The following is a 17,964-nucleotide window of genomic DNA, read 5'->3' as shown; positions in this document are numbered from 1 at the left end:
ACTGCCGTCCGGCGAATTTTTCGCTGAAAGCTTACTGAAAGATTGTCCGCGCTAAGCTTGCGAAGCTTCGCGGAGGAAGCATATGCCACGCGCGAACTGTGACGCAGGCATCCTAACAGGAGGAGATACTTATGCGTTCATCGCGCACCCTTTTTCATACAGTAGCCCTTTCCCTCGTCATGACCGCCGCATCGCTCGGTGCGACCGCAGCGCATGCCGCCGACAAGATTTCCATCATGGTGGGCGGTTATGAAAAGCAGATCTATCTGCCGGCCAAGCTTGCGGAAGGCCTTGGCTACTTCAAGGACGAAGGTCTCGATGTCGAGCTTTTGAACGAATCCGCCGGCGTCGACGCCGAAAACCAGCTCCTTGCCGGTGCTGTCCAGGGCGTCGTCGGTTTCTACGATCACTGCGTCGACCTGCAGGCCAAGGGCAAGTTCATCGAATCCGTCGTGCAGTTCAGCCGGGTGCCGGGTGAAGTCGAACTGGTGTCGACCAAGCATCCCGAAATCAAGTCGTTCGCCGATTTGAAGGGCAAGAGCGTCGGCGTTACCGGCCTCGGTTCGTCGACCAACTTCCTGACGCTCTATATGGCGACCAAGGCGGGCCTGACGCCGGCTGACGTTACCCCTGTTCCGGTCGGCGCCGGCCAGACTTTCATCGCCGCGATGCAGCAGGACGCTATCCAGGCCGGCATGACCACCGAGCCGACGATCTCGCGCATGCTGAAGACGGGCGAAGCTTCGGTTCTCGTCGATCTCAGAACCTTGAAGGGCACCGAAGCCGCGCTCGGCGGCACCTATCCGGCCGCGTCGCTCTATATGGATGCCGCCTGGGTCGATGCCCATAAGGAAGACGTGCAGAAGCTTGCAAATGCCTTCGTCAAGACGCTGCGCTTCATCAATACCCATTCCGGTGCTGAGATCGCCGAGAAAATGCCGAAGGATTTCTACGTCGGCGACAAGGAGGGCTACATCAAGGCTCTCGACGCAGGCAAGGAAATGTTCACGGCTGATGGCGTGATGCCGGAAGATGGTCCGAAGACGGTTCTCGCCGTGCTCTCCCAGTTCTCCAAGAACGTCAAGGGCAAGACGATCGACCTGTCGAAGACCTATACGACGGAATTCGTCAAGAACGTCAAGTAAGCAGTCATTGTGCCGCTTCCGGCCGGTTCCGGAAGCGGCAGTTCAAGAGACTTTGCAGTTCACTGGGCTTTGCGTGCACGCCCCGAAGGCACGCGTCAGGATCACATCATGCAACAGGATGAACGCCGGACGCCGGCGATCGAGCTCATCAATGTCAGCCGCCGGTTCGTATCGCCGACCGGCAAATCGCTGACCGCACTGCGCGATTTCAATATGACCGTCGAACGCGGTGAATTCGTCGCCGTCGTCGGCCCGACCGGGTGCGGCAAATCGACGACGCTCAATCTGGTCACCGGTCTCGCCAAGCCGAGTGCCGGCGAAGTTCGCCTGATGGGTGGACCCGTCAACGGCATCGATTCGCGTGTCGGCTTCGTTTTCCAAACGGATGCGCTCTTTCCCTGGAAGAACGTCATCGACAATGTCATGTCCGGTCCGCTGTTCCGGGGCAAGTCGAAGGCCGAAGCCGAAAAGAGCGCCAAGGACTGGCTCGCCCGCGTCGGCCTCTCGAAGTTCCTGCATCATTATCCGCATCAGCTCTCGGGCGGCATGCGCAAGCGCGTTTCGCTGGCGCAGACCTTCATCAACGAGCCGGAAATCCTGCTGATGGACGAGCCTTTCTCGGCGCTCGACGTGCAGACACGCACAGTTATGCATGAAGAGCTGCTGAAGCTTTGGGCCGAGCGCCAGGCTTCCGTTGTCTTCGTCACGCACGACCTCGAAGAGGCCGTGGCGCTCGCCGACAAGGTCTATGTGCTGACGGCGGGCCCGGCGACGGTGAAGTCGGTCTACACGATCGACCTGCCGCGTCCACGCGTCGTCTCGGAAATCCGCTACGAGCAGAACTTCATCGATTATTGCAAGACGATCTGGGACGACCTTCGCGAAGAGGTCGAGACCAGCTATCGCCGCGCTTCGGAAGCGGCATAAGGGAGGATTGATCATGGCAAACACAGCTCTCGAAGCAGGCAACGCCCCGATCTTCCGCGCCGGTACCTCGGACGCGGAAATCGAAGCCGCAGTGCTGAAGGCGATGAGGCGCCGCAAATATGTCGTTGCAGCATGGCAAGCCGGCCTTCTCGCCGCCATCCTCGGCCTTTGGCAGCTCGCATCCGATCTGCACTGGATCGATCCGTTCTTCTATTCCAGCCCGTATGGCATCGCCCTGCGCCTTTGGGATTGGGTCCGTGAGGGCACTGAAAGCGGCTCGCTCTGGTTTCACCTCGGCGTGACGATGGAAGAAGCGCTGATCGGCTTCGTCATCGGCTCGGTGACCGGCGTTCTCGTCGGCGTGGCGCTTGGCCGCAACAAGCTGGCTTCCGATATCCTGTCGATCTACATCAAGGCGATCAACTCGATCCCGCGCGTCGTTCTCGCGCCGATCTTCGTGATGATCATGGGCCTCGGCCTGCCTTCCAAGGTCGCGCTCGCCTTCATCATGGTGTTCTTCGTCGTGTTTGCCAATGCTTTCCAGGGTGTTCGTGAAGCCGACCGCAACATGATCGCCAATGCTCGCATTCTCGGCGCTTCGAACTGGCAGGTTACCCGCAATGTGATCCTGCCGTCGGCGATGGGCTGGATTTTTGCAAGTTTGCACATCTCCTTCTCCTTCGCGATCATCGGTGCGATCGTCGGCGAGTTCGTCGGCTCTCTCGCCGGTATCGGCTACCTGATCTCGATCGCCAAGGGCACCTATGACGCCGCCGGCCTCTATGCCGCGATCATCCTGGTGATGGTGGTGACGCTCGGCGCCGAATACGTGATGACGCTCGTCGAAAACCGCATCACCAGATGGCGTCCGCAGCAGCACATGGACGTGCAATAAGCCGCCAAGGCATTCAGTTTCCTCCCAAGGCCGGGCACCCCCACCCGGCCTCTTTTTTTGCCATAAAACAGGCACTGCCTTGCCGTATCGCCGGGCCATGCGGAAACGACCACGGCACAATTTTCTCCGGGCGAGAATCAGCTTACGGTCCGATTCCGGCAAAGCCCATGCCTCCCCCCTCCATCCGGGAAAGTATTATTCATGCAGGGCTGATCGATCATCGAACCGACTGTTCGGGCGCCAAGCATAAGGAGGGGTTGCGGTCGTTGCTCGCAATAGGAGGTTTTTCACATGCGGCTTTCCAGCCCAATTTATCGTTTGAAGCGTAAAGCCCGGCTCATGTCGCGCGAGGAGAATATTCCCTTGCACCAAGCGCTTGACCGCATTGCAGCCGAGGAAGGTTTCCGCGGCTGGAGCTTGCTCGCAGCTCGCGCGGAGGCGACCACATCAGCCGAAGAGATGTTCGCGCAATTGGAGTCCGGTGATCTAGTGCTTATCGGCGCTCGCCCGTTGCAAGGCAAAACCCTGATGAGCCTCAAGCTGGCCGTCGAGGCGATGAAATCAGGCAATCGGGGCGCCTTCTTCACGCTGGAAGATACCAAAAGTGCTGTTCTCGATCGTTTCCGGATGATCGGCGCTCAGTTCGAGCTTTTTGAAGGCTTGTTCGAATTCGACAGTTCGGACGCGATCAGCGCCGATTATATTGTCCAGAAGCTGGCATCTGCGCCTGAGGGAACGCTTGTCGTCATCGATTACCTGCAAATACTTGACCAGAACCGGCAGAAGCCGGAATTGATGGTGCAGGTTCGGGCGCTGCGGTCCTTTGCGCAGGAGCGAGGGTTGATCATCGTCTTCCTCTCGCAGATCGACCGGTCCTACGATCCCACTATGAAGGCCTATCCCGATCTGGCGGATGTCCGCTTGCCCAATCCGCTGGATCTGGCGCTGTTCGACAAGACATTTTTCCTGAATAAGGGCGAAGTCCAGCTTCGGGCGGGGTAGCGGTTCCGCCTACTCCGGTTGCCGGCGGTTGGGAATTGGTCAAACCGCCGGCAGTCTTACCGTCACCAGCAGGCCGCCGCCGGTCGCGTCGCTGAGTGCGATCGTGCCGCCGGCGCCGTCGACGACTTCGCGGACGATGGCGAGGCCGAGGCCGCTGCCTTCCGGTTCCGTGCCGATGATGCGATAGAAGCGTTCGAACACCTGGCCGCGTTCGGCCTCGGGAATACCCGGACCGTTATCCTCCACCCAGAGCACCGCGTCGCCGCCATCGCGGCGGACACCGACCGTGACCCGGCCGTTCGCAGGCGTATAACGCAGGGCATTGTCGACGAGATTGACCAGCATCTCGCGCAGCATGGTGCCGTCGCCTTCGACGTGAACCGGCGCGCCATCGGCCTCCAGCCCTAGGTCGATATTGCGCCTCAGCGCTTCCTCCGCCAAGGTTTCCAGGACTTGCCGGGCGGTAGCGACGAGATCGATCGTATCGCTGCGTGGCCGGCGGCTGCCGGGTTCGGCCCGCGACAGGGTGAGAAGCTGGCTCGCCAGCCGTGTCACCTGCCTTGTGCTGGAGCGCAGTGCGGTCAGCGCTTCGTCGCGCCTGGCATTGTCGTCCTCGCGCGCCGCCACACTCGCCTGCGTCGAGATCAGGGCGAGCGGCGTACGCAACTGATGGGCGGCATTGGAGACGAAGCGGCGCTGCGCCGCCATCTGGTTCTGCACCCGTTCCATGTGATCGTTGAGCGCATGGACCAGGGGACGCAGCTCGCTCTGCACCATGTCCGGTTCCAGCGGGTCCAGCCGTTGGCGGCCGCGTTCGCGCACGGCATCGCGTAGCCGCAGCACCGGCGTCAGACCGCGCTGCAGGCCGATGATGGTGACCAGGCCAGCGAGCAGCACCAGCACGAGTTGCTTGGTGAAATCCGACAGCCACAGCCTGCGGCGCATGGCGTATTGGCTGTTGTGGGTGACGGCGACGGTCACGGAGACCGTGCCGTCTTCGCCGAGACCTACGATTGGCTGGTTCAGCATCATCACGCGAACCTGATCGGCGCGAAATGCAATGTCTTCGCCGACCTGCTCTTTCTTCGGCTGCGGCAGATCGGGATAGCCGGCGACGAGGTTCCCCCAGGCGGTCACCACCTGATAGAAGACGCGATCGCCATAGCCCGTATCGAACATCTCCAGCGCAGCCGGTGGGATATCGGCTTGCACAGTGCCGCTCGGATCGACATGCACGGCCTCGGCGATGACGCGGGCGGAAGCAAGCAGCGTATGGTCGGTGACGAGATCCGAGGTGGCATTCGCCGATCGAAAGCTAAGATAGAGATTGATGCAGATCGCTCCGATCAGCGTCAGCACCACCCAGGCAAAGAGTTGCGCCCGCAGGCTGGAGGTCAGCCTTGCGACGGCGCGGCGCAGACGTCCCTTGCGTTGGCGGCTTTCGTCATTGCGCATGGCGAAGGAGGTAGCCCAGGCCACGCAGCGTGGCGATCTGCACGGCACTGCCTTCGAGTTTCTTGCGGACACGGTGCACGTAGATTTCGATGGCGCTGGTGTCGGCTAGATCGTCGAAGCCGAAAACGCTTTCGGAGAGCGCGGTCTTGGTGACCGTCGTGCCGACCTTCATGACGAGATGTTCGAGCACGGCATGTTCGCGCGGCGTGAGCGCCAGGGTTTCGCCGCCGAGAAAGAACTGCCGCGTGCCGCCATCGAAGAGCAGGTCGCCCACAGCGATTTCGGGTGCTGCGCGGTCATGGCCGCGGCGGACGACTGCGCGGATGCGGGCTTCCAGCTCGGCGATTTCGAAAGGCTTTGCCAGATAGTCGTCGGCGCCGCTGTCGAGCCCGGCAACGCGGCCATCGAGGCTGGCATTGGCCGTCAGGATGATGACCGGCACCTTGTTGCCGCTCTGGCGCAACCGTTTCAGCAGCGTCAATCCATCCATTTTCGGCAGCGAGAGATCGAGAATGACGACCGCGTAACCGGCCACCTTCAACATATGCTCGGCGTCTTCGCCGTCATAGGCAATGTCGACGGCATATTGCGCCTGGCGCAGCGCCTTGCCGAGCCAGGACGCCAGTTCGCGGTTGTCTTCGACGATCAGGAGCCTCATGGGGCGAGTATACAGCAAGTGCCGGGTGTTGCGAGTGTTTTGGGTCGTCCGAGACCTATCTCGCCAGCGGCGAGATAGGTACTCATTTGCCGAGCCTCAATCCCATCTCTCTCACCTCGTGCAAGTACACTTTCCGCGCATAGGGCGGCGTCAGATTGTGGTCGGCGTCGGGGATGATTGTGAGGCGGATGTCCGGGAAGTTCTTCAGGCCGGCGGCGTCCTCGCCGAAATGTTCGCGAAAATGATCAAGACCGATGTCGTGGGCGCTGTAGATCAGCGAAATATCGACCTGCCGTTTGGTAAGCGTGCGGAAGCCGTTGATGACGGTTTCGTGCTCGCCGGCAAAAAAGGGAAGAACGCCGAGCAGGGGCCGACCGAGGCGGACGGCACGGCGCGCCAGGGCCACAACGATGTTGCGAGCTGCACTTTTTGCATCGATCTGGCCGCCGTAGAGCCGTTTCAAGGTCTCGAACTGCAGGAGTTTCTGGCCGTAGGTCTCAAGCGAACGTGGCACGAAGCGAAGGGCTGCGTCCACCGACTGGGTTTCATCCCAAAAGAAGGCGTAGGGATTGACGGTGATCAGACCGCTGCACCTGCTATCGCGGATCGCGCTCTGAAAGGCGAGATAGCCACCGCTGCAGCGGCCGACGGCAAAGGCGGGCAGTAGCTTCTGGATTTCGAGAAAGTCGAGTGCGGCGCGCACGTCCTGATGCTGATCGCGGGAATAGAGCACCTGCTCCTGCGCGTCCGGAAGCGGCGGGCTGTCGGCGACGTTGGCGGTATCGAAACGCAGCGACGGGATGCCGTCGCGGGCGAGTGCCCGCGCCATGATCACTGACATCCGACCCCAACCGGCATGGCGGTCATAGGCCGTGGTCAAGAGCAATGCTGTCGCGCCCGTGCGGGCGCCTGTGGGTTCGCAGAGAATGCCGAAGAGGCGGTCACCCTCCCCAAAACGCAGCGGCGTTTCGCGAAAACCATCGCCTTCAAGCGCTTCGGCGCGGGGCGTGCGGAGAATTCTGCGCGATGCCGTCGTGGATTCCACCGCGATCGACCGTGCCCAATCCAGGATTTTCCGGCCGGCTTCGAGCGGCATGGTGGCGATCGTCGGGTTCGACACCAGCTCGTCATAGCCCTCATAGGCAGCGCGTTCGACATGCGGACCGAGCGTTTCAAGATGAGCCGCGAAATCGGTATCGCCTGGACGACCAGGTCGGGTCAGGACGAGGCAGTCCGGCGCGCCCACATGGGCAAGCGTCATCAGGTTGAGCTTCTTGACCGCGGCGGCGATGGCGTCCGGCATGGACAGGCTGGCGATCGTGACGCCTTCGGTCCGGCGCTGCGTTTCGGTAAGCCCCATGCCCTCGTCGATCATTTTCGACCACACCGTCAATTCGCGCAGATAGGCGCGTCCGGAGATGGTCGGAGCCAGCAGGGCGATGCCGTCGACGGCGGAGAGCTGTTCTGCGATATCAAGGGCGACGATGCTTCCGAGCCCTTGGCTCACCAGAATCAGCCGCTCGCAACCGGAGAGCGATTGCAGCATGGCGGCAGCGGCGCGCGCCGTATCTTCCCAGAGCGCCAGCCCTTCACCTGGATCCTCGATGTCCAGCGCATCGCCTGTGCCGGCATAGTCGAAGCGGAGGCTGGCGATGCCTGTCTTGGCGAGATCTTCGGCGAGGATGCGCCAGAATTTGCGGGTGCACATTTCCTCGAAGCCCCAGGGGCTGAGGAACAATACGGCCGTCTGGCTCGTCGGTGCAGCAGCGGGCGTGAACAGGCCGACAGTTCCGGAGAAGGTCACCGGCGTGGCGGCTGCGGTGGTCTCCCTAAGCGGGCCCTGGTATTCGGCGGCTCCCAACGCAGCCATGGCATTCTCCTCAAATTCGGCGCGGCGCCAGCCATGCCAGCGCGTGAACGGCAATTGGATGGGCGCGCCGCGGCAGACGCGCAGCAATTTGTTGCAGCGCCGCAATATCCTCCGGCGGCACGGCATTCAGCAGCCGGAGCGCCAGGCCGTACACCAGGACGCCGGCGATGACGGCGCTGGCTAGGCCGGGAATGCCGGGCAGCACATGAATGAAACCATAGGCCGCGGCGGCGCAGAGCGCGGATGCGCCGGTCACCTTGGCAAGGCTGACGAACATGCTGTGCATCGAGCCTTCGAATTCCATGCGGCGCACCATCAGCACGCACATGGCGGTAAAGGCGAGCAGCCGCACCAGGGCAGCACCTTCGCCGCCATAGAGGGGGACCGCGATGAAGCAACCAACGACCATGATGGCGCTGGCGACACCGCCGATGATGGTGCGCTCGCGCATGCGGTCGATGGAGTAGAGATATTGCGTGCAGATCTGCATGAAGACGTAAGGAGCCGCCGTCAGCGACAGCAGCGCCACCATGCCGCCGCTAGGCTCGAAGGGTTTGCCGAAGATCGTCACCACCAGCTCCGGCGCGATCGCCGCAAGGCCGAAGCTCATCGGCAGTGTAATATAGGAAATGGCGCGGGCCACACCTTCGAAGACATGGACCGGCAGCTTGCCAGACGCCTGCGAATGCATCTGCTCGGAGTAATAGGGCAGCAGGCTGCCGCTCAACTGCACCGGAAGTTGCAGCGCCAGATTGGCAAGCGACAGGCCGACGGCATAGAAGCCGACGGCTTCGATGCCCCAGTAGTGCTGCAGGAAGACCAGCTCGATGCGGTTCAGAAAGATCGAGCTGTTGATGAATTCGACCGAGAGAATGAGCGAGGAACTGACGAGATAGCCAAGGCCGACGCCGCAACTGTTCCGTCTGGCAACTGCGATCCGCAGGCTCGAGACGAACATCGGGAGCTGGCCGATGGCATAGCCTGCAAGAGCGCCGGTGACGCCAAAGAAGACGGCGCCGAGAAGTACTGTGGCGAGCTGCAGAACCGAGCTTGTCAGGGTCAGGCGGAAGAAAGCGCCGAGCTGTTGCTCGCCGACCAGATAGTTCTTGCTGTATGCGCCGAGCGACTGAAGGACGAAAAACGCGCCGGTGATGACGATGATGGACGACGCATCGTTTGCCCAATGCATCCGTTCCGCTTCCCAATAATAGGCGGCATAACCGGCAAGCAGGATCAGCGTCGAAAGGATCGTCGGATGCAGGAGATAGGCCGCAAAGCCGCGCCGCTCCTCCGCCGAATACCCTTGGACCTTCAGTTGTGGCAGGATGCGCAGCAGCGTAATGCCGGTGCCGAGTTCGGCGACGAGTGCGCCGGTCGTCGTCAGCCAGAGCGAAAAGGCGATAATGCCGTTGGCCTCCGGGCCAAGCAGGCGTGCGGCGATAATCGAACAGGCAAAACCGGTCGCGAGCAGGGTTAGACCCGCCGCTGCGTTCAACGCCGAATTCGCCATGATGCTCTTCGTCATGAAGATTACCGTTTCCCCAGGTCGCAGAAAGTGGCCGCAAATGTCCGGCTCTTCATGGAATAGCGTCTGCTGTATTTCATATGCCTTAATATTTACCGTCTATTCCTAATGTAACTTTCATTTTTACTTCAGCTAATATGCGATATCCCGATGTTGGCTGGCTTGCCGTTTGTCCGGAGGGTCTTCCTTGTTCAGCCTCGTCGTCTGTACGATCGACCGCTTCGACCAATTGGAAAGGCTGTTTCTGTCGCTGATGAACCAGCGTTACAGGGATTTCGAGGTGATCCTTGTCGACCAGAACCCGGATGATCGGCTGTTGGAGCTGATCGGAAGCTTCTCGCCCTTCTTCGTGATCCGCCGTGTCCGCTCGGCCAAGGGTCTTTCGCGGGCCCGCAACAATGGAATGGTGGCGGCAAAAGGCGACTATGTCTGCTTTCCCGACGATGATTGCTGGTATGAGCCCGATACGCTGGAGACGGCGGCGCGGCTATTCGTCGAGCATCCCGAGCTTGCCATCGTCACTGGCCGTACGCTGGATGCCGGCGGCTCAGCCTCCGTCAGTCCGACGGGCGAAACCTCGCTTGCGGTAACGCGCTGGAACTATCTGAAGTGCGGCAATTCCAATAGCATCTTCGTGCGCCGTTCAGCGCTGCCTGAAATCGGCGGCTTCGACGAGAATCTCGGGGTCGGCTCGGATTCGCCGTTCCAGAGCGGCGAGGAAGCGGATTTTCTGTTGCGCGCCCTTGCTGCGGGCAAGCGGCTGATGTTCTTTCCCGAATTGATCGTTCATCACGATCAGGTCACCAGCGAATACGGCCCACGGCAGGTCGAGCGGGCGCGCAAATATGGCCGTGGCTTCGGCGCCCTGATGCGCAAGCAGCGCTTTCCGCTGGCCTATGTCTGCTATCGGCTATGCCGGCCTGTCGCCGGCTGGCTGGCGGCGCTGCTGCGGTTCAGGGCCGATACGGCCCGCTACAAGCGCGCCTGGCTGATGGGTATTCTGGAAGGTTATGCGACCTGGCCGCGTTGGGACAGGGGTTGACGCCGTCTACCTCTCGGCGTCATGGCTTCGGCATAAACATCGACATAGCGCTGCGCGACCTCGTCCCACGCATAGGCGCGGGCATCATGAATGAGTTCTTCCCTGAGGCCGAGGCCCTCGGCCCCCAAGCGCGCGAAAGCGGCGGCTAGGGCATCGGCAGCGGTTTCCGGATTGGAGAAATCGGACAGCATCAGCGTCGGATGGGTTTCGGCCAGCGCCTTGTAGGCGTCGTTCGTGTGCAGCACCGGCAGCAGGCCGGCGCTCATCGCCTCGATCGCCACCAGGCCGAAACCCTCATATTCGGAGGCCGAGGCGAAAAGCGAGGCGCGGGCGATGATGTTGCGGATGGCGCAATTGTCGATCGACACATGCAGCGACACATGGCGGCTAAGATCGCGGGCGGCGATTTCCTTTTCCAGCGTCTGCTGGTCGAGATCGGAGACGGCGCCGATAATGTCGAGATGCCAATCCACATTGCGGGCCGCGAGCACCTTCATGACATCAAGCATGCGGTCGAGCCGTTTGTTGACGGAGAAGCGGCCGATGGTGACGACGCGGCGGCGGGCTTCGAGCGCGGCGCAATTGGCGAATTTGCCGACATCGGCGCCGTTTTCGATCAGGCGGGTGCGGTGCCCGGCGATGCTTGAAAATAGACGTTCGTCCGACAGGCTGCAGCAAATGAGCTCGGCATAGGCGAGGGCGAAAAGCCGGGTTGCGGTGTTGAACCAGAGCTTCTTGATGGCGGCATATTTCGGCGTATGGAAGAAGCCGCCATGGGTGGTGGCAACCATCGGACGGCCATGGAACAGCTTGCCCCAGGCAAGCGCGTCGAAGAAGAAATCGACGGCGTGGACGTGGATGAGGTCGGCGTCGGCGATATGCTGGAATACCTGCGGCGCCAGTGGATAACGGCTGGAGCCTGACCAGGGAATGCGGACGATCTCGATATCGTCGATCATTTCGGCCGGTGCCAGTTCGCGTGTGGGATCGGAGAACAGACTGTTACAGGTGACGACCCGGACACGATAGCCGCGGCCGATCAACTGCCGGCAGAGATTTGCGACCACATCTTCCAGCCCGCCCTTGTTGGGCAGGAACTGGCGCACGACATGCACGATCAGCGGTCCCGCGGAATTCTGCGCCTGAATATCCGAAATAGCCGATGTCATTGACCCGCCCTCGATCCTTGAGCCGCACAAAGCCGCGGCGATCAGGCGCGCGAAGGCGCCGTCTCTTGATCAGCGCAAAGCACATCATCTTGCTGGTTAAAAAGAGCTTAATTACGGATGAGAGGCCTCGGCGTTTCAAGCAAGAGGGTTAATATCGCGGCGTTCCGTTAGGGAAGGCTGGGCTCTCACCCTAGCCCCCTCCCCGCAGGCGGGCCGAGGGGACTGCTTCGGCATTTGCCGCGCTACCGCACCTCGGACGCGAAACTCAATGAACTCCCTCTCCCCGCATGCGGGGAGAGGGTTAGGTGAGGGGCATCTCGGAAAGCGCTGTCTCTGAGGCGAGGCCTGTTCTCAAAACGCTCGGAACGTCAATGTCGTCAGCGAGCGGACGATACCAGGGATATTGGCGATGTTGTCGTTGATGAACTTGCCGATGTCATGCTCGTCCTTGATGTAGACCTTCAGCAGCAGGTCGTAGTCGCCGCTGGTGGAATAGAGTTCCGAAACCAGCTCCGTCTGATAGATCGCGTCGGCAACCTCGTAGGTCTTGCCGGGGGCGCATTGGAGCTGAACGAAAATGGGCTTCATGAGATTGTCCTGGTTCTGTCGCGACCGCGATGGCGGCTGTCTTGACTCTGTCGCGGCCGCGATGGCGGCCGGCGCTTTGCTCTATAATGGTCGAAAGCGGCATGGCCATGCAAGTTTTTCTCTATCCACCGGATGTCGTTGTTGCCGCTTCCGCAAGTCGGGAGGTGGCGCTAGATTGGCCGGATTCTCTTAGGCAACCGGATCGACTCGATGCTGAATGACCCTCGCTCTCACGGACTTTGGGAGAAGACCGCTCCGCCGCCGCCTTTGACCAGGCCGCTTGACGGCGATGTTTTGGCCGATGTGGTGGTGGTCGGCGGCGGCTATACGGGGCTCTCCTCGGCACTACATCTGGCGGAAGCTGGAATCAAGGTCGTGCTGCTGGAGGCCAATGAAATCGGCTTTGGCGGTGCAGGGCGCAATGTCGGCCTGATCAATGCCGGCATGTGGGTCATGCCCGAAGACCTGCCCGGCGTGCTCGGCCCGGTCTATGGCGAAAGGCTGCTGGAGCTTCTGGGCGAAGCGCCGAAGCTGGTGATGGCGCTGATCGAGAAACATAGAATCGCCTGCGAGCTGGAGCGCAACGGCACTTTGCATTGCGCCGTCGGGCCCGAGGGGCTGAAGGAGATCGAGGAGCGCGCCCGTCAATGGGGCAAGCGCGGTGCCCCGGTCATCGTCCTCGATGCCGACGAGACGGCGCGGCGGGTGGGAAGTTCTGCTTACGCGGGAGCACTGCTCGATATGCGCGCCGGCACGTTGCAGCCGCTGGCCTATGTCCGCGGCCTGGCGCATGCGGGGTCCAAGGCCGGCGTTGTCATCCATACCGGCAGCCGCGTGACGGCGACGGAGAAGAACGGCGGGCGGTGGATTGTCAGGACCGCCGGCGGCAACGTCAGTGCGGATTGGATCATCGTCGCGACCGATGCCTACAGCACCGGCCATTGGGAGCAGGTGCGCAATGAGCAGGTGCATCTGCCCTATTTCAATTTCGCCACCGTGCCGCTCGGCGATCATCTGCGCAAATCGGTCCTGCCGGGCCGGGAGGGAGCGTGGGATACGAAAGATATCCTGTCGTCCTTTCGCATGGACCAAGCCGGTCGTCTTGTTTTCGGCAGTGTCGGGGCGTTGCGCAATACCGGGCTCGCCATCCACAAAAACTGGGCACGCCGTTCCCTAAGGAAGCTGTTTCCGCAACTCGGAGACATCGCCTTTGAAAGCGAGTGGTACGGCAAGATCGGCATGACCGATAATGCCTTGCCGCGCTTCCACCGATTTGCCCCGAATGTCGTCGGCTTTTCCGGCTATAATGGGCGCGGCATCGCGCCGGGCACGGTGTTCGGGAAGATATTGTCCGACCATATTCTTGGCCGGGTCTTCGAAGCCGACTTGCCGCTGCCGCTGACCGATCCCAGCGAGCCTGGCTTTCGGGCGCTAAAGGAAATGTGGTACGAAGCCGGCGCCCAGGCCGCGCATTTTGTTGGCGCGAGGCGCTGAAGCGCCGCGTGATCGATTGAACGCACGAAGGTCGCTCCGGTCCGCGTGCGAGTGATGCCCTGGGGACGGGAGCTGGACCTTCATAACAAGAAGAGGAAGACGACATGACCGCTACACTCGATCTCGCCGCCGAGACCAAGGCCATCCTGACCGAACTCGGCGTTGCCGCCGATCGCTATACGGGCGGAACACTTGCCGTTACCTCACCCGTGACCGGCGCTGAAATCGGCCGGCTCAGGGAGCATTCGGCTGCCGAAGCAAAGGCTGCGATTGACGGGGCGCATGAGGCATTTCTGTCCTGGCGCGCCGTGCCGGCGCCGAAGCGCGGCCAGCTGGTCCGTCTGCTCGGCGAAGAGTTGCGTGCCGGCAAGGCGGCGCTTGGTCGGCTCGTTTCCATCGAAGTCGGCAAGATTACCTCCGAAGGCCTCGGCGAAGTGCAGGAGATGATCGATATCTGCGATTTCGCCGTCGGCCTGTCGCGCCAGCTCTATGGCCTAACCATTGCCACCGAGCGTTCAGAGCACCGGATGATGGAAAGCTGGCATCCGCTGGGGCCGATCGGCATCATTTCCGCCTTCAACTTCCCCGTTGCCGTCTGGTCGTGGAACGCGGCGCTCGCCATCGTCTGCGGCAACTCCACGGTCTGGAAACCATCGGAAAAGACACCGTTAACGGCGCTTGCGGTACAGGCGCTGTTCGAAAAGGCGCTGAAGCGCTATGTCGCCGAGGGCGGTGAGGCGCCGGCCAATCTCTCCACACTGATCATCGGCGGTCGCGACGTCGGCGAGGTGCTGGTCGATCACCCCAAGATTCCGCTGGTTTCGGCGACCGGCTCGACGGCCATGGGCCGCGCCGTCGGCCCGCGTCTTGCCAACCGCTTCGCCCGCGCCATCCTCGAACTCGGCGGCAACAATGCCGCGATCGTCTGCCCGACGGCCGATCTCGACCTGACGCTGCGCGGCGTCGCCTTTTCCGCCATGGGCACTGCCGGCCAGCGCTGTACGACGCTGCGACGCCTCTTCGTGCATGAAAGCGTCTACGATCAGCTCGTGCCGCGTCTGCAGAAGGCCTACGGCTCGGTCACCATCGGCAATCCGCTGGAAACGGGGACTCTCGTCGGCCCGCTGATCGACAAACAGGCCTTCGAGAAGATGCAGGCAGCCCTCGGTCAGGCGCAGTCGGCCGGCGGCAAGGTGACCGGTGGCGAACGCGTCGAAAACGGCACGGCCGATGCCTTCTACGTTCGTCCGGCTCTCGTGGAGATGCCTGCGCAGACCGGTCCGGTCGAGCACGAAACCTTCGCGCCGATCCTCTATGTGATGAAGTACAGCGATTTCGACGCGGTATTGGCGCTGCACAACGCCGTGCCGCAGGGCCTGTCGTCGTCGATCTTCACCAACGACATGCGCGAGGCGGAAGCCTTCGTTTCGGCGCGCGGCTCGGATTGCGGCATCGCCAATGTCAATCTCGGCCCTTCCGGCGCGGAAATCGGCGGTGCCTTCGGCGGCGAGAAAGAGACCGGCGGCGGCCGCGAGTCCGGATCTGACGCCTGGAAGGCCTATATGCGCCGGGCGACCAACACCATCAACTACGGCAGGACATTGCCGTTGGCGCAGGGCGTCAAATTCGACGTCGAGTAAGGCGAACGTGGCAATCGTTGCGTTGTGATGAGGAGGGCGGGCGTAGGATCGCCTTTGCCCTCCTTCATCGTTCCAAGGTCGTTCACCATGCATCTGTCGCTCGCCGAGGCTCAAACGCTGGTTGCGGAGGCGCTGCGGCGAAATCGGGTCAGTCCGGAAAATGCCCGTTCGGTGGCCGTCGCCCTCGTCTCGGCCGAGGCGGCTGGGCAGAGTGGCCATGGCCTGCGGCGCGTACCCGCCTATGCGGGGCAGGCGAAGATCGGTAAGACCGACGGCTTTGCCAAGCCACAGCTCGTTCGGCCCTATCCTGCCGTGCTGCGCATCGATGCCGGCAACGGCTATGCCTATCCGGCGCTCGATCTTGCCGTTGCCGAGCTTTCCGTTATTGCCCGCGAACAGGGGATCGCGCTCGCAGCCATCTGCCGTTCGCATCATGCCGGCGTCATGGGTCTGACGGTGGAGCGCTTTGCCGATCAGGGGCTGGTAGCACTGATGGTCGCCAATGCGCCGGCTGCCATGGCGCCCTGGGGCGGCAAAAGGCCTGTCTTCGGCACCAACCCGATCGCCTTCGCCGCACCGCTTCCCGATGACGAACCGATCGTGATCGATCTGGCGCTATCGAAAGTGGCGCGGGGCAAGGTGATGGCTGCCCGGCAGAAAGGGGTGCCGATCCCGCCCGACTGGGCCTTCGACCGCAGCGGCAATCCGACAACCAATGCCGAAGAAGCCTTGGCCGGCACGATGATCCCCGCTGGCGATTCGAAAGGAGCGGCGCTCGCCCTCATGGTCGAAATACTGGCGGCTGGCTTGACCGGCGCCAATTACGCCTTCGAGTCCTCTTCGCTTTTCGATGATCAGGGCGCGCCTCCGGCGCTCGGCCATATGATCATCGCGATCAATCCCGCGGCGACGAGCGCTGTCGATACGGCGCAGCGGCTGGCATTGCTGGCAAGCGAGATCACCCAAGATCCCAATGCCCGCCTGCCGGGTCGACGCGGGCGGACGGCGCGACGCGCGGCAATGGTCAACGGGATTCTGGTTGAGGACGATGTGGTCGCCGCAATCGCGCAACTTTGAGATGGATCAGGCGATCGCCGGCGCCGCCTGCTTTTCGTCCAGCCAGCCGCCGGTGAAGCCGGCGCGTTCCAAGCCGCGGCGCAGGATCGGCGATTGCCGCATCAGGTTCCAAATCAGCCCGGTGCGTTCGTTTTCGATCATCATGACGAGCAGGCCCTGGTCGATGGCCACCGAACGGTCGTCGACCCAGCCTTCCGGGCCGGGGCCTCTGACGCTCGGATTGAAGCCGCCGGGAAAGCGGCCGTCCAGCAGCAGGTTCGGATAAGTGGCAAGCAGGGCCTTGGTGCCGTCGAGCGCAGCCTGACGATCAAAGGGCAGGCAGGACAGCGGCCCCCAGGGCGCGATCGTACCGTCGTCGGGACCGAGCGGCGCGCCGCGGGCGGCATAGCCGAGAACTTTCGGGCTGTAACGCCGGCTGTGCTTGGTGCCGGTCGGATTCGGGCCGTCGCAGGCCGAGAGGCCCCAGATGTCCTTGGCATAGCCGATGAAGTGGCCGGGATTGCGGTCGGTGTAATCGCGCTGAACGGCGATGGCCGTCTGGGTATTGCGGAAATAATCCGTCTCCTTATCGGCTACATGCCGGTCAGCGATGCCGCGAAAATCGATCCAGGCATGCGAGAAGAGATGGATGAACAGTGGCCCGGCATAGAGATAGGGCGTGTCCTTGAACATCATCCAGGTATAAGTCGAGGCGAAGGCGTCGTAGCTCGGCGACGGCACCGGGTGGGATGGCGAAGCGAGTGCCAGCACGTAAAGGAAGATCGCCTCGTCATAGCCCTGATAGCGCCAGCGCAGGAAACCGCTGCTCGGCTTCCAGCCCATGCTGATCGTCTTGCCCTTGTTCAGTGCCCAGTGCCAATCGCAGCGCTCATAGAGAAACTCCGCCAAGGTACGGATGTCCTCTTCGTCCTGGTCGGGACCATTGAAATAGGCGGCGGCCGTCAATACGCCAAGTAGGAAAAGACCGGTGTCGATGGTCGAGAGCTCGCTGTTCCATGCACGCTTGCCGGTCGCCATATAGAGGAAATGATAGTAGAAGCCGCGATGGCCGGTGGCGCCTCGCTCTTCGCCCTGCTGGCTTTCGGCAAAAAAGTTGAGTGCGGTCAACACGCGCTCTGCCGCCTCCGCGCGGCTGATCCAGCCGCGTTCGACGGCGACGGGATAGCTCGACAGCGCGAAGCCGACGGCGGCGATGCTGCAGTGGCTCGTCTTGATCGACGTATCCGCCACCAGCCCGTTTTGCGGATTGGTGTAGAGCATGAAATAGTCGAAGGCCGAACGTTGCAGGCGATCGATCAGTGCATCGTCGGTTTCGTTGGTCTGTTGCAGCATAGTCTGATCCATTTTCCTCGGCGCCCCCCGTCTGCTGAGCATAAGAGCTCCGACAGTTGCAAATCAAAGATGATTGATGCTGCCACGCTTTTGTGGACGATTGTTTAAAATGGAGACGCCCGCCTATCAGTAGGCGGTCGCCTCC

The 17,964-nt window shown here is 61.9% G+C and carries 15 protein-coding genes; 8 read left to right on the top strand and 7 right to left on the bottom strand.

The genetic code is table 11. The features are described from left to right. The first annotated feature begins 131 nt into the window (after positions 1-131). The 4 genes from K290_RS0108035 (at position 132) to K290_RS0108020 (ending at position 3,969) form a co-directional block, all read left to right on the top strand. Positions 132-1,145 carry an ABC transporter substrate-binding protein gene (locus K290_RS0108035; protein ID WP_028751427.1) on the top strand — a complete coding sequence of 338 codons (1,014 nt, stop codon included), beginning with the start codon at positions 132-134 and terminating at the stop codon, positions 1,143-1,145. 108 nt (positions 1,146-1,253) lie between these two features. Then, positions 1,254-2,072 (top strand): ABC transporter ATP-binding protein, encoded by an 819-nt coding sequence (locus tag K290_RS0108030; protein WP_028751426.1) that lies wholly within the window; start codon positions 1,254-1,256, stop codon positions 2,070-2,072. Between the two features lie 13 nt (positions 2,073-2,085). Then, positions 2,086-2,967, top strand: a complete 882-nt coding sequence (locus tag K290_RS0108025; protein WP_028751425.1) for an ABC transporter permease — start codon at positions 2,086-2,088, stop codon at positions 2,965-2,967. Between the two features lie 291 nt (positions 2,968-3,258). Continuing rightward, entirely contained in the window at positions 3,259-3,969 is a 711-nt protein-coding gene (locus tag K290_RS0108020) for a DNA helicase (RefSeq protein ID WP_028751424.1), read from the top strand. Positions 3,970-4,008: 39 nt separating this feature from the next. Here K290_RS0108020 and K290_RS0108015 read toward each other — a convergent pair whose 3' ends face one another. From K290_RS0108015 to K290_RS38260, 4 genes are all read right to left on the bottom strand, one after another. Then, positions 4,009-5,424, bottom strand: a complete 1,416-nt coding sequence (locus K290_RS0108015; protein WP_028751423.1) for a sensor histidine kinase — start codon at positions 5,422-5,424, stop codon at positions 4,009-4,011. After that, the gene (locus K290_RS0108010; RefSeq protein ID WP_028751422.1) at positions 5,414-6,082 is read right to left on the bottom strand and encodes a response regulator; all 669 of its coding nucleotides are present in this window, start codon (positions 6,080-6,082) and stop codon (positions 5,414-5,416) included. Before K290_RS0108010 ends, K290_RS0108015 begins: the two co-directional genes overlap by 11 nt. An 82-nt stretch (positions 6,083-6,164) precedes the next feature. Beyond that, complete coding sequence (locus K290_RS38265) at positions 6,165-7,952, bottom strand: alpha/beta hydrolase family protein (RefSeq protein WP_028751421.1); 1,788 nt, start codon at positions 7,950-7,952, stop codon at positions 6,165-6,167. A 10-nt stretch (positions 7,953-7,962) separates the two neighbouring features. Next, positions 7,963-9,477, bottom strand: coding sequence for a lipopolysaccharide biosynthesis protein (locus K290_RS38260; protein WP_028751420.1), 1,515 nt, complete (start codon positions 9,475-9,477; stop codon positions 7,963-7,965). Positions 9,478-9,664: 187 nt separating this feature from the next. Between K290_RS38260 and K290_RS0107995 the strand changes: the two genes are divergently transcribed. Next, positions 9,665-10,519: a glycosyltransferase family 2 protein gene (locus K290_RS0107995; RefSeq protein WP_028751419.1), complete on the top strand. Its 855-nt coding sequence runs from the start codon at positions 9,665-9,667 to the stop codon at positions 10,517-10,519. Here K290_RS0107995 and K290_RS0107990 read toward each other — a convergent pair. Together K290_RS0107990 and K290_RS0107985 are read right to left on the bottom strand one after the other, a co-directional pair. Next, on the bottom strand, positions 10,486-11,688 hold the full coding sequence (locus tag K290_RS0107990; RefSeq protein ID WP_028751418.1) for a glycosyltransferase family 4 protein: 1,203 nt from the start codon (positions 11,686-11,688) through the stop codon (positions 10,486-10,488). The genes K290_RS0107995 and K290_RS0107990 overlap by 34 nt on opposite strands. 351 nt (positions 11,689-12,039) lie before the next feature. After that, positions 12,040-12,276, bottom strand: coding sequence for an Lrp/AsnC ligand binding domain-containing protein (locus K290_RS0107985; RefSeq protein ID WP_028751417.1), 237 nt, complete (start codon positions 12,274-12,276; stop codon positions 12,040-12,042). A 210-nt stretch (positions 12,277-12,486) separates the two neighbouring features. On the opposite strand from K290_RS0107985, the gene K290_RS0107980 reads away from it, so the two are divergent. The 3 genes from K290_RS0107980 to K290_RS0107970 all read left to right on the top strand — a co-directional run bounded on the left by K290_RS0107980 (position 12,487) and on the right by K290_RS0107970 (position 16,487). Further along, a complete protein-coding gene (locus K290_RS0107980; protein WP_028751416.1) occupies positions 12,487-13,770 on the top strand; it encodes an NAD(P)/FAD-dependent oxidoreductase in 1,284 nt (427 codons plus the stop codon). A 104-nt stretch (positions 13,771-13,874) separates the two neighbouring features. Then, on the top strand, positions 13,875-15,410 hold the full coding sequence (gene amaB, locus K290_RS0107975) for an L-piperidine-6-carboxylate dehydrogenase (protein ID WP_028751415.1): 1,536 nt from the start codon (positions 13,875-13,877) through the stop codon (positions 15,408-15,410). 87 nt (positions 15,411-15,497) lie between these two features. Further along, the gene (locus K290_RS0107970) at positions 15,498-16,487 is read left to right on the top strand and encodes an Ldh family oxidoreductase (RefSeq protein ID WP_028751414.1); all 990 of its coding nucleotides are present in this window, start codon (positions 15,498-15,500) and stop codon (positions 16,485-16,487) included. A 6-nt stretch (positions 16,488-16,493) separates the two neighbouring features. Here the strand turns inward: K290_RS0107970 and K290_RS0107965 are convergent, their stop codons facing one another. After that, on the bottom strand, positions 16,494-17,819 hold the full coding sequence (locus K290_RS0107965; RefSeq protein WP_028751413.1) for a glucoamylase family protein: 1,326 nt from the start codon (positions 17,817-17,819) through the stop codon (positions 16,494-16,496). Positions 17,820-17,964 lie beyond the last annotated feature (145 nt).

The organism is Rhizobium leucaenae USDA 9039 (assembly GCF_000426285.1).
GTDB classification, from domain to species: Bacteria; Pseudomonadota; Alphaproteobacteria; order Rhizobiales; family Rhizobiaceae; genus Rhizobium; species Rhizobium leucaenae.
This window is presented reverse-complemented; position numbering and strand designations above follow the sequence as displayed.